General features: G+C 64.4%; 9 protein-coding genes. 6 read left to right on the forward strand and 3 right to left on the reverse strand.

All coding sequences use genetic code 11. The features are described from left to right. Positions 1 to 64 precede the first annotated feature (64 nt). Positions 65 to 2,944 carry a ribonucleoside-diphosphate reductase subunit alpha gene (locus ACLCGK_RS32175; protein WP_013973842.1) on the reverse strand — a complete coding sequence of 960 codons (2,880 nt, stop codon included), beginning with the start codon at positions 2,942 to 2,944 and terminating at the stop codon, positions 65 to 67. 824 nt (positions 2,945 to 3,768) lie between these two features. Between ACLCGK_RS32175 and ACLCGK_RS32180 the strand changes: the two genes are divergently transcribed. Both ACLCGK_RS32180 and ACLCGK_RS32185 read left to right on the forward strand, forming a co-directional pair. After that, positions 3,769 to 4,467 carry a response regulator gene (locus ACLCGK_RS32180; protein ID WP_410953645.1) on the forward strand — a complete coding sequence of 233 codons (699 nt, stop codon included), beginning with the start codon at positions 3,769 to 3,771 and terminating at the stop codon, positions 4,465 to 4,467. Continuing rightward, positions 4,464 to 6,071 (forward strand): ATP-binding protein, encoded by a 1,608-nt coding sequence (locus ACLCGK_RS32185; protein ID WP_410953646.1) that lies wholly within the window; start codon positions 4,464 to 4,466, stop codon positions 6,069 to 6,071. Before ACLCGK_RS32180 ends, ACLCGK_RS32185 begins: the two co-directional genes overlap by 4 nt. A gap of 3 nt (positions 6,072 to 6,074) precedes the next feature. Here ACLCGK_RS32185 and ACLCGK_RS32190 read toward each other — a convergent pair whose 3' ends face one another. Together ACLCGK_RS32190 and ACLCGK_RS32195 are read right to left on the reverse strand one after the other, a co-directional pair. Next, on the reverse strand, positions 6,075 to 6,776 hold the full coding sequence (locus ACLCGK_RS32190; protein WP_410953647.1) for a 4'-phosphopantetheinyl transferase family protein: 702 nt from the start codon (positions 6,774 to 6,776) through the stop codon (positions 6,075 to 6,077). A gap of 177 nt (positions 6,777 to 6,953) precedes the next feature. Next, the gene (locus ACLCGK_RS32195) at positions 6,954 to 7,745 is read right to left on the reverse strand and encodes a dienelactone hydrolase family protein (protein ID WP_015271495.1); all 792 of its coding nucleotides are present in this window, start codon (positions 7,743 to 7,745) and stop codon (positions 6,954 to 6,956) included. A gap of 129 nt (positions 7,746 to 7,874) precedes the next feature. Here ACLCGK_RS32195 and ACLCGK_RS32200 point away from each other — a divergent pair, with 129 nt between their 5' ends. From ACLCGK_RS32200 to ACLCGK_RS32215, 4 genes are all read left to right on the forward strand, one after another. Next, entirely contained in the window at positions 7,875 to 8,480 is a 606-nt protein-coding gene (locus ACLCGK_RS32200; protein ID WP_013973837.1) for an outer membrane beta-barrel protein, read from the forward strand. 150 nt (positions 8,481 to 8,630) lie between these two features. Continuing rightward, positions 8,631 to 9,308 carry a response regulator gene (locus ACLCGK_RS32205; RefSeq protein WP_004375868.1) on the forward strand — a complete coding sequence of 226 codons (678 nt, stop codon included), beginning with the start codon at positions 8,631 to 8,633 and terminating at the stop codon, positions 9,306 to 9,308. Continuing rightward, positions 9,305 to 10,651, forward strand: coding sequence for an ATP-binding protein (locus tag ACLCGK_RS32210; protein ID WP_410953648.1), 1,347 nt, complete (start codon positions 9,305 to 9,307; stop codon positions 10,649 to 10,651). The genes ACLCGK_RS32205 and ACLCGK_RS32210 overlap by 4 nt, the downstream gene beginning before the upstream one ends. 334 nt (positions 10,652 to 10,985) lie before the next feature. Then, the gene (locus ACLCGK_RS32215; RefSeq protein ID WP_013973834.1) at positions 10,986 to 12,308 is read left to right on the forward strand and encodes a dicarboxylate/amino acid:cation symporter; all 1,323 of its coding nucleotides are present in this window, start codon (positions 10,986 to 10,988) and stop codon (positions 12,306 to 12,308) included. The last annotated feature ends 165 nt before the right edge of the window (positions 12,309 to 12,473 follow it).

Consider the following 12,473-nt stretch of genomic DNA (forward strand, 5'->3'; position numbering starts at 1 on the left):
CCACAGGGTCCGCAGTGGTGCGGAAAACGCGTTGAGGCTTCCCGCAGGAAGCCTCGGCCTGGCCTTACTGGCAGGCTTCGCAGTCAGGCTCGTCGATCGCGCAGGCCTTCGGCACTGGCGCAGGGCCGGCTGCCTGGACCGGGGCGCTGTCGCCACCGCTGGAAACGGCGTTGAGCTTGCCGGTGTTGATGGTCGACTTCTCGGTGCTGGTCGCGGCCAGGGCACGGAGGTAGTAGGTGGTCTTCAGGCCACGGTACCAGGCCATGCGGTAGGTCACGTCCAGCTTCTTGCCCGAGGCGCCGGCGATGTACAGGTTCAGCGACTGGGCCTGGTCGATCCACTTCTGGCGACGCGAGGCGGCATCGACGATCCACTTGGTCTCGACTTCGAACGCGGTGGCGTACAGGTCCTTCAGCTCTTGCGGGATACGCTCGATCTGCTGCACCGAACCGTCGTAGTACTTCAGGTCGTTGATCATTACCGAGTCCCACAGGCCACGGGCCTTCAGGTCGCGGACCAGGTACGGGTTGATCACGGTGAACTCGCCCGACAGGTTCGATTTCACGTACAGGTTCTGGTAGGTCGGCTCGATGGACTGCGACACGCCGGTGATGTTGGCGATGGTCGCGGTCGGCGCGATGGCCATGATGTTCGAGTTACGAATACCTTTCTTGACGCGCTCGCGCACCGGGGCCCAGTCCAGGGACTCTTCCAGGTTGACGTCGATGTACTTGGCGCCACGGGCCTCGATCAGGATCTGTTGCGAATCCAGCGGCAGGATGCCCTTGGACCACAGCGAACCCTGGAAGGTCTCGTACGCACCGCGCTCGTCGGCCAGGTCGCAGGACGCCTGGATGGCGTAGAAGCTGACCGCTTCCATCGACTTGTCGGCGAACTCGACGGCAGCATCGGAGCCGTACGGAATGTGCTGCAGGTACAGCGCATCCTGGAAGCCCATGATGCCCAGGCCGACCGGGCGGTGCTTGAAGTTCGAGTTACGCGCTTGCGGCACCGAGTAGTAGTTGATGTCGATCACGTTGTCGAGCATGCGCACGGCGGTGTTCACGGTGCGTTGCAGCTTGGCGGTGTCCAGCTTGCCGTCGACGATGTGGTTCGGCAGGTTGATCGAGCCCAGGTTGCAGACCGCGATCTCGTCCTTGTTGGTGTTCAGGGTGATCTCGGTGCACAGGTTCGAGCTGTGGACCACGCCCACGTGCTGCTGCGGCGAACGCAGGTTGCACGGGTCCTTGAAGGTCAGCCACGGGTGGCCGGTCTCGAACAGCATCGACAGCATCTTGCGCCACAGGTCTTTGGCCTGGATGGTCTTGAACACCTTGATCTTGTTGTACTCGGTCAGGGCTTCGTAGTACTCGTAGCGCTCTTCGAAGGCCTTGCCGGTCAGGTCGTGCAGGTCTGGCACTTCCGAAGGCGAGAACAGGGTCCACTTGCCGTCATCGAAGACACGCTTCATGAACAGGTCAGGGATCCAGTTGGCGGTGTTCATGTCGTGGGTACGACGACGGTCATCACCGGTGTTCTTGCGCAGCTCGATGAATTCTTCGATGTCCAGGTGCCAGGTTTCCAGGTAGGCACACACGGCGCCCTTGCGCTTGCCACCCTGGTTGACGGCAACGGCGGTGTCGTTGACCACTTTCAGGAACGGAACCACGCCCTGGGATTTGCCGTTGGTGCCCTTGATGTAGGAGCCCAGTGCACGCACAGGGGTCCAGTCGTTGCCCAGGCCACCGGCGAATTTCGACAGCATGGCGTTGTCGTGGATCGCGTGGTAGATGCCCGACAGGTCGTCCGGCACGGTGGTCAGGTAGCAGCTGGACAGCTGCGGGCGCAGGGTGCCGGCGTTGAACAGGGTCGGGGTCGAGGCCATGTAGTCGAAGGACGACAACAGGTTGTAGAACTCGATGGCACGGGCTTCTTTGTCTTTCTCTTCCAGCGCCAGGCCCATGGCCACACGCATGAAGAACACCTGTGGCAGCTCGAAGCGCACGCCATCCTTGTGGATGAAGTAGCGGTCGTACAGAGTCTGCAGGCCCAGGTAGGTGAATTGCTGGTCACGCTCGTGGTCGATGGCCTTGCCCAGGCGCTCCAGGTCGTAGCCTTTCAGGGCCGGGTCCAGCAGCTCGAACTCGACGCCTTTCTCGACATAGGCCGGCAGGGCCTTGGCGTACAGGTCGGCCATTTCGTGGTGGGTGGCGCTCTCGGCCACGTTCAGGAAGCCCAGGCCTTCGGCACGCAGGGTGTCCATCAGCAGGCGGGCGGTCACGAACGAGTAGTTCGGCTCGCGCTCCACCAGGGTACGGGCGGTCATCACCAGGGCAGTGTTGACGTCCTTGATGGCCACGCCGTCGTACAGGTTCTTCAGGGTATCGCGCTGGATCAGGTCGCCATCGACTTCGGCCAGGCCTTCGCAGGCTTCGCTGATGATGGTGTTCAGGCGGGCCATGTCGAGCGGCGCCAGGCTGCCGTCGGCCAGGGTGATGCGAATGCTCGGGTGCGGCTCGACCACGGACTCGGTGTTGACGCGGGTGGCACGCTCCTTGGCGCGCTGCTCACGGTAGATCACGTAGTCACGGGCGACCTTCTGCTCGCCGGCGCGCATCAGGGCCAGTTCGACCTGGTCCTGGATTTCTTCGATGTGGATGGTGCCACCCGATGGCATGCGACGCTTGAACGTGGCGGTGACCTGCTCGGTCAGGCGCGCGACGGTGTCGTGGATGCGCGACGAAGCGGCGGCGGTGCCGCCTTCAACTGCGAGGAACGCCTTGGTGATGGCCACGGTGATCTTGTCGTCGGTGTAGGGGACGACAGTGCCGTTACGCTTGATCACGCGCAGTTGGCCGGGAGCGGTGGCGGCCAGATCCTGGTTGGAATCGGCGGCCTGCGGCACCTTGGCCTGCGGGTTCTCGCGAGTTGTGTCGGTTTGCATGGGTGGGTGTCTCCACAGTTTCTATATTGTTCAGGCGCCTTTTGGGCGCCCACCGTTCCGTCCACTTGCTCGATGGCCTGGCGGGGATGGGCAATGCATGCGCATCCGCCCGCGCGGGCGTACCAACTTCGGGACAGACTCAGGAATAAGGGGCAATGGCTCGCCGCTCCCTGGCCGAAGTCAAAGGTTCTGGGCCGGGCCCAAAAACTGTTGCTGATGGATGCCAGGCCTGGCCTGCAACACCCATACCCGAACAAGGCCCTGGAGGGGCTTGCCTCGGTCGCCCTCCGCAGGAGCGGTTTGGCTGCTGGAATCACTTGAAGTTCACCCGAAAAATCGCCTGATTTTGCGGGTTGACTTTTGTGTGTGATTTTGCACGAAACCCTATATCTAGTGGTTCGCTGCGATCGGGATACAAGATAATGCGGTATCGGGGGCTTTGCAAGGCGAGCGCCTGTGGATAACTTGTGCGTACTTTGTGAGTGAATGGTGGGTATTCGCTGTAGGCCTTGTGCCAAGTGGTTTGCAGTATTTTTCTGCGTCTTGCTGCCCCGGGGCAGAATTTTTCGGGCGCGAACCCTATCACAAAAAACGGTTCAGTCGAGGGGCTGCTGGCAGGTTGGCAGTGCCCGGGGGCGGGACGTAGTATCCGAAGCAGATGTTGCCTTTTGGTTAAAGGGTATGTTGCCTGCACCGGCCCCTTCGCGGGCACGCCCCACAGGTACTGCACAGGGTTCGAAAGCGGTGCGGTCCTTGTGGGAGCGGGTTCACCCGCGAATAGGCCGGCACAGGCCATAGAAAAACAACAAACATAGGCACAAGCCATGGACCACCCCGCACCCCGCATCCTCATCGTCGAAGACGACCAGCGCCTGGCCGAGCTCACCGCCGAGTATCTGCAGGCCAACGGCTACGAAATCAGCGTCGAGGGCGATGGCGCTCGCGCCGCGCGGCGCATCGTCGACAGCCAGCCTGACCTGGTCATTCTCGACCTGATGCTGCCCGGCGAGGACGGTCTGAGCATCTGTCGTCGGGTGCGCAGCCAGTACCTCGGCCCGATCCTCATGCTGACCGCCCGCAGCGATGAACTCGACCAGGTCCAGGGCCTGGACCTTGGGGCCGATGACTATGTCTGCAAACCCGTACGCCCACGGCTCCTCCTGGCGCGTATCCAGGCACTGCTGCGCCGCAGCGAAGCACCGGACAGCAAGCGCCAGGACCTGGCCTTCGGCGCGCTGCGCATCGACAATCGCCTGCGCGAGGCGCGCCTGGGCGAACAGCTGATAGAGCTGACCGGCGCCGAATTCGACCTGCTCTGGCTGCTGGCCAGCAACGCCGGCCGGGTGCTGACGCGCGAGCAGATCTTCACCGCGCTACGTGGGGTCGGCTACGACGGGCAGGACCGCTCCATCGACATACGCATTTCCAAGATCCGCCCAAAGATCGGCGACGACCCGCTCCAGCCAAGGCTGATCAAGACCCTTCGCAGCAAGGGCTACCTGTTCGTCGGCGAGGCCCCATGAACAATTCGATCTTCCTGCGTATTTATGGCGGCATGTTGGCCGTGTTGGTGCTGGTGGCCCTGCTCGGTGTACTCAGCCTGCACCTGGTCAACGAAGTGCGTGTCGCCCAGCACCGAGAAGGCCTGGCCCAGGGCACCTTCAGCCTGATGGCCGACAACCTGGCGCTGCAGAACGATACCGAGCGCAAGCGCTCGCTGCTGATCTGGGAGCGCCTGCTCGGCGTGCCACTGGCGCTGCAGCCCATGACCGCGCGCACACTCGATGGCGGTCAGCGGGCGCGCCTGTACCGCGGCCTGGTGGTGGTCGAGAAGACCGGCCCGCATGCGGCCGAGGTGCTACGCAAGGTCGGCCAGGAAGACCTGATGCTTGTGGCGCAGATCAAACAGATCAGCGAGCAACTGGCGCGGGCCACCCTCTATCTGCTGGCCGACGAACTGGTGCGCTACCCGGTGACCGAACAGCAGCAGCGCCTGGCACAGATCAAGAAAGAAAAGGGCTTCGGCTTTGGCGTGGCCCTGCAGCGCATCGAGCGGGTGAGCCTGGACGATGACCAGCGGCGCCGGGTCGAGGAGGGCGATACGGTCATGGCCCTGGGCAAGGATGGCGACTCGATCCGTGTGTTCGCCGGGCTGGCGGGTTCGCCCTGGGTGCTGGAAATCGGCCCGCTGTACCAGCTCAACCCCTATCCGCCGCAGTTGCTGATCCTGATAACCTTTCTTGGTCTGTGCCTGATCGGCCTGGTGGTCTACCTGCTGGTACGCCAACTGGAGCGGCGCGTGTCGGGCCTGGAGATTGCCGCCACGCGCATCGCCCAAGGCAGCCTGGACACCCGCGTGCCGGCCGGCGGCGCCGACTCGGTGGGGCGTCTGGCCGCGGCCTTCAACGGCATGGCCGAGCACCTGCAGCGCTCGCTGACCATGCAACGCGAACTGGTGCGGGCGGTTTCCCACGAGCTGCGCACGCCAGTGGCACGTCTGCGCTTTGGCCTGGAGATGATCGAAAGTGCCACCACCGAGCAGGCCCGGGCCAAGCACCTGGCGGGCATGGACGGCGATATCCAGGACCTCGACAAATTGGTCGACGAGATGCTCACCTACGCCCGCCTGGAGCAGGGCGCACCGGCGCTGAAGTTCGAGCGGGTAGACCTGGATGCCTTGCTCGACCGGGTGATCGAAGAGCTTGCGCCGTTGCGTGCCGAGGTAAGGGTGGTGCGCGGTGAGTGCCAGGGCGCCGATGGCGAAGGCGCCTGGGTCGAAGCCGAACCGCGCTACCTGCACCGGGCGCTGCAGAACCTGGTGGGCAACGCCATGCGTCACGCCGAGGCCGAGGTGCGCCTGAGCTACCAGTTGGGGCAGCAACGCTGCCGCATCGATGTGGAGGATGACGGCCCGGGGATCCCCGAGGGCGTCTGGGACCGTATCTTCACACCGTTCACCCGCCTCGACGACAGCCGTACCCGCGCTTCGGGCGGGCATGGCCTGGGCTTGTCGATCGTGCGGCGGATCATCTACTGGCACGCGGGGCGCGCCACAGTGGGGCGCAGCGCCGCGCTGGGTGGTGCCTGCTTCAGCCTGAACTGGCCACGGCAGCAGGCACCGCTGTGACGGTCAGACGCTGACCAGGCTGAGCAGGTGGCCGTCCTGCAGGCAGAACTGGCCCTGCAGTTCGGCGCCATGCCGCCACTGCGGCGACAGGTCGGTGAGCAGGCGCAGGCGGGCCAGGCCGTCGGCGGACCAGTCCAGCACTTCGGCGTGCTCGAAGTAGAAGCGCTGGCGGGTCAGCGGGTAGAGCGTCTTGAACAGGCTTTCCTTCAGCGAGAAGGTCAGGGTGACGGCAAGGCCGAGCTGGCGGCGGTCCAGGCGCTCGAGTTCGGGGGGGGTGAGGATTTCGCCCATCAGCCGCTCGGCACGCTGGTCATCCAGCAGTGCTTCCTGATCCAGGCCCAGGCCCTGGCAACTGCCCTCGGCAGCAACCACGGCGGCAGCCCAGCCTTTGCCGTGGGTGATCGAGCCGTGGATGCCGGCGGGCCAGATGGGCGAACGGTCCTCGTGGGTACCGGGCACGTAGTCACGGCCGTCCAGGCGCTGCAGCGCGGCGCGGGCACATACCCGGCCAGCCAGGTACTCGGCCTGGCGCTTGGCCACCGAGCGCTGCAGGCTGTCGCCTGGCACGACACCGGCGCGCTGGAAGTCATCGGGTGCCAGGCGGGCGGGGTCGAAGGCGCAACTGACCAGCACCGCGCCGGGTAGGGGGCGGGGCAGGGGCCAGTGGTGCTGGAGCGGGGCGCAGCAGGCGGGGAGTGTGTTCATGGGGGGTATTGTGCCAGCCGAGGCGACGGTGTGGGAGATCGGATCGCAGGGGCTGCTTTGCAGCCCAATCGCCGGCAAGCCAGCGCCCACAGGTACAGGGCACGGCCCAAGCTCTGCGCGGCCCCTGTGGGAGCTGGCTTGCCGGCGATTGGGCCGCAAAGCGGCCCCTCGCGTTGTTTACTTGAACACCTTCTTGAAGAACGCCTGCATATCCGCCCACGATCTTTCATCCGCCGCCTTGTTGTAGCCGATATCCGGCCCGCCATGCTCGCCATGGCTCAGCCGGTCTGCATCCGGGTTGGTAAACCCATGCTTGGCCCCTTCGATACTGACAAACTCATAGTTGACCTTGGCTGCATCCATCTCGGCCTTGAATGCCTCCACCTGCTGCTGAGTAACCATGCTGTCTGCCGCGCCGTGCTCGACCAGGATCTCCGCGCGTACCACCCCAGGCCTGGCCGGGGTCTGGGTGGCCAGTGCGCCATGGAAGCTCACCACGCCGTCCAGCTTTTCGCCGCGGCGTGCGGCATCCAGTACCACCTTGCCGCCGAAGCAATAACCGACCGCCCCCAACTGGTGCTTGTTGGTGTTCGGCTGCAGTTTCAGTAGTTCGAGGCCGGCATCGAAGCGCCGCTCCGCGGCCTTGGGGTCTTTCATCGCTGCTGTCATGAATGCCTTGGCGTCGGCAGGGTGCTCGGTTTGCTTGCCGTCGCCATACATGTCGATAGCCAGGGCGTTGTAGCCCAGTGCTGCCAGGTCGCGGGCGCGGCGCTTGGCATAGTCGTTCAGCCCCCACCATTCATGCACCACGACAATGCCGGGGCGCTTGCCTTCGATGGCGTCGTCATAGGCGTAGTAGCCGACCAGGCGATTGCCGTCGGCGTCCTGGTAGGGGATCTCGCGGGTTTGTACCGCCGCTTGGGCGAGGGCGGCGCTGCACATCAGGGTCAAGGCCAGCAGGGCGCGCATGGTCACTACTCCTTGTTCTTCAAACGGTTCGTTCAGCCGGGGTTCAGCCAGGGTTCAGTCGCGGTTCAGGGTGCCCTGCTTACTCTAGCTTCCAGACCGAAACAGCGCACTCAACTGGAGTATCCAGCCATGAAAACCTTCAACACCCTGCTTGCCGCCATGGCCGTCTGCGCCGCTGGCATCACCACCGCACAGGCCGCTGACGACAACTTCGCCAGCCTGACCTACGGCCAGACCAGCGACAAGGTTCGCAAGTCCGGCCTGCTGCAGCGCAACACCGACCACCTCAACGCCGACGGCATCATCGGCAAGGACGACACCTGGGGCGTGCGAGTGGGCAAGATCAATGACCAGGGCCGCTACTACATGACTTACGACAATGTCTCGGGCGACCACAGCGGCCTGAAGCTGCGCCAGGAAAACCTGCTGGGCAGCTACGACCTGTTCCTGCCGGTGGGAGATACCACCAAGCTGTTCGGCGGCGGCAGCCTGGGCGTGACCAAGCTGACCCAGGACTCGCCGGGGGCCAGCCGGGATACCGACTACGGTTACGCCTATGGCCTGCAGGCCGGCGTGATCCAGGACATCACCGACAAGGCTTCTGTGGAACTGGGCTACCGTTACCTGCGCACCAATGCCGCCACCGAAGTGGGTGCGCACGGCGGGCCGAAGGACGGCACCCTGCGCCTGACCAGCAGCGCGCAGACCTACCTGGCTGCAAGCTACAAGTTCTGACGGGCGAGCCGGGTTATCCTGTACCGGCCCTTTCGCGGGCGCGCCCGCTCCCACAGGTACTGCACGAGCCTTGGAGCCTGTGCGATCCCTGTGGGAGCGGGCGTGCCCGCGAAGAGGCCGGTACAGGCAATACATATCAAGGAGCTGCACATGAAACTGCTGGTGGTCGAGGACGAAGCCCTGCTTCGCCATCACCTCTACACCCGCCTGGGCGAAGGCGGCCATGTGGTCGAGGCGGTCGCCGATGCCGAGGAGGCGCTGTACCAGGCCGGGCAATACCACTTCGACCTGGCCATCATCGACCTGGGCCTGCCCGGCATCAGCGGGCTGGAACTGATCACGCGCCTGCGCAGCCAGGACAAGACCTTCCCCATTCTCATCCTCACCGCCCGCGGCAACTGGCAGGACAAGGTCGAGGGCCTGGCCGCCGGTGCCGACGACTACCTGGTCAAGCCGTTCCAGTTCGAAGAACTCGAGGCACGCCTGAACGCCCTGCTGCGCCGCTCCAGCGGCTTCACCCAGTCGACCATTGCCGCCGGCCCGCTGGTGCTCGACCTCAACCGCAAGCAGGCGACGCTGGACGAGCAGCCCCTGGCCCTGACCGCCTACGAATACCGCATCCTCGAATACCTCATGCGCCATCACCAGCAGGTGGTGGCCAAGGACCGCCTGATGGAGCAGCTGTACCCAGGTGACGAGGAACGCGACCCCAATGTCATCGAAGTGCTGGTCGGCCGCTTGCGGCGCAAGCTTGAGGGCGAGCACGGCTTCAAACCGATCGACACCGTGCGCGGCCTGGGCTACCTGTTCACCGAGCGCTGCCGATGATCCGTTCGCTGCGGGTGCGCCTGATGCTGGCGGCCGCGGTGCTGGCGCTGCTGTTCATGCTGGCGTTGCTGCCGGCCTTGCAGAAGGCCTTCAGCCTGGCCCTGCAGGAGTCGATCGAACAACGCCTGGCCTCGGATGTGACTACGCTGATTTCCGCAGCGCGTATCGAACACGGCCAACTGCAGATGCCGACGCTGCTGCCAGACGAGCGCTACAACCTGCCGTACACCGGCCTGCTCGGCTATATCTTCGACCGCGACGGCAAGCTGGTCTGGCAGTCGCGGGCAACCGCCGCGCAGAACATCAACTACCGCCCGCGCTACGACGGCCGCGGCAACGAATTCGCCCGCATTCACCAGGCCGATGGCGAAGAGTTTTTTGTGTACGACGTCGAGATCAAGCTGCTGGGTGGCCAGAGCGCCGCCTACAGCATCGTTGCCTTGCAACCTGTGCGCGAGTACCAGCACACCCTTGATGGCCTGCGCGAAAAGCTCTACCTGGGCTTTGGCGCGGCCTTGCTGGCGCTGCTGGTGCTGCTGTGGGCCGGTTTGACCTGGGGCTTGCGGTCGTTGCGCCGGCTCAGCCGCGAGCTGGACGACGTGGAGTCGGGAGTGCGGGATGGCCTGAGCGGCGAACACCCACGCGAGTTGCTGCGCCTGACCGGTTCGCTGAACCGCCTGTTGCGCAGCGAGCGCGAGCAGCGTCAGCGCTACCGTGATTCGCTCGATGACCTGGCGCACAGCCTGAAGACACCGCTGGCGGTGTTGCAGGGGGTGGGCGAAAGCCTGCAGCAGCGTAGCGGCGAGCGCGAGCAGGCGCGCGTGCTGCAGAGCCAGATCGAGCGCATGAGCCAGCAGATCGACTACCAGTTGCAACGCGCCAGCCTGCGCAAGAGCGGCCTGGTACGCCACAGCGTGTTGCTGCGGCCGTTGCTCGAAAGCCTGTGCAGCACCTTGGCCAAGGTGTACCGGGACAAGCGGGTGGACGTGACGCTGCAACTGCCCGATGCGGCGCAGGTGCCGATGGAGCAGGGCGCGTTGCTGGAGCTGCTGGGCAACCTGCTGGAGAACGCCTACCGCCTGAGCCTGGGCCAGGTGCGCGTGAGCCTGGAGCAGGCGCCTGGGCAGTTGACCTTGTGCATCGAGGACGACGGGCCGGGGGTGCCGGCGGGCCAGCGTGAGCGGATTCTGGAGCGTGGGGAGCGGCTGGACAGCCAGCACCCGGGGCAGGGGATCGGGCTGGCAGTGGTCAAGGATATCGTCGACAGCTATGACGCCGAGCTGAGCCTGGGGGATTCTCCTCTGGGGGGCGCGGCGTTCAGGATCACCTTCAACCTGGATTGATTTTGTAGCCTATGCAAGCCCGCGAAAGGGCCCGCATAGGCAAATCACAATGGGCGGATTCCCGCCAATGCCCCTGTACAAATCCCGCCACCGGGCGGAAATCCGCCAGCCTTCCTCAGGCAATTCGCCCCGTCGTTGGGCGTTTATCCCTCGCAAATACGGCACTTGCACCCTTCGTGGGCATTTTGGCACCACCCTTGCTATTGATCCTCGCAGAGGCCTGCCCAGGCAGCTCGAACACAACGACAAATCCCTCCGGGTGCAGGAGGGTTAGCGATTCAGGTGCCCCATCGCCCTGGGAAGGGTGAACCGGCACACTTGAGGAAAATTAGCCATGACGACACGTCAGCCGCTGTACAAATCCCTGTATGTCCAGGTGTTGGTCGCCATCACCATCGGTATCCTGCTCGGCCACTACTATCCGGAGACGGGCGTCGCCCTCAAACCCTTGGGGGACGGCTTCGTCAAACTGATCAAGATGGTCATCGCCCCGATCATCTTCTGCACCGTGGTCAGCGGCATCGCCGGCATGCAGAGCATGAAGTCGGTCGGCAAGACTGGCGGCTACGCGCTGCTGTACTTCGAAATCGTCTCCACGGTCGCCCTGATCATCGGCCTCGTCGTTGTCAACGTGGTCAAGCCGGGCGCTGGCATGCACATCGATGTCAGCACCTTGAACGCCAGCAGCGTGGCTGCCTACGCCGCCGCCGGCGCGCAGCAGACCACTGTCGGCTTCCTGCTCAACGTCATCCCGAACACCGTGGTCGGCGCCTTCGCCAACGGCGACATCCTGCAAGTGCTGATGTTCTCCGTGCTGTTCGGCTTCGCCCTGCACCGCCTGGGCAGCTATGGCAAGCCGGTGCTGGACATGATCGACCGCTTCGCCCATGTCATGTTCAACATCATCAACATGATCATGAAACTGGCCCCGGTCGGTGCCTTCGGTGCAATGGCCTTCACCATCGGCCAGTACGGCGTTGGCTCGCTGGTGCAACTGGGCTACCTGATGGCCTGCTTCTACATCACCTGCCTGCTGTTCGTGCTGGTGGTGCTGGGCGGTATCTGCCGCGCCCACGGCTTCAGTGTCCTTAAGCTGATCCGCTACATCCGTGAAGAACTGCTGATCGTGCTGGGTACTTCCTCCTCGGAGTCGGCCCTGCCACGCATGCTGGCCAAGATGGAGCGCCTGGGTGCGAAGAAGTCGGTGGTTGGCCTGGTGATCCCGACCGGTTACTCGTTCAACCTCGATGGCACCTCGATCTACCTGACCATGGCTGCGGTGTTCATCGCCCAGGCCACTGACACCACCATGGACATCACTCACCAGATCACCTTGCTGCTGGTGCTGTTGGTGGCTTCCAAAGGTGCTGCCGGTGTTACCGGTTCGGGCTTCATCGTCCTGGCCGCCACCCTGTCGGCCGTTGGCCACCTGCCGGTTGCCGGCCTGGCGCTGATCCTCGGCATCGACCGCTTCATGTCCGAAGCCCGCGCGCTGACCAACCTGGTTGGCAACGCCGTTGCCACCGTGGTCGTGGCCAAGTGGGTGAAGGAAATGGACAACGACAAGCTGGCATCGGAGCTGGCCTCCGGTGGTGCGCCGCTGGTCGATACCCGTCCGACCGACGACCTGGGCGTGGCTGAAGGCCCGGCTCGTTGATCGCGGGATGGTGAAAAGAAAAAGGCGACCTCAGGGTCGCCTTTTTCATGTCTGTGCGGCGCACGGTTCCTTGTGGGAGCGGCCTTGTGTCGCGAAAGGGGCGCGCAGCGGCCCCGGGATATCAGCCATCCTGCAAGATTGCCGGGGCTGCTGCGCAGCCCTTTC

The organism is Pseudomonas sp. S1(2024) (genome assembly GCF_046557535.1).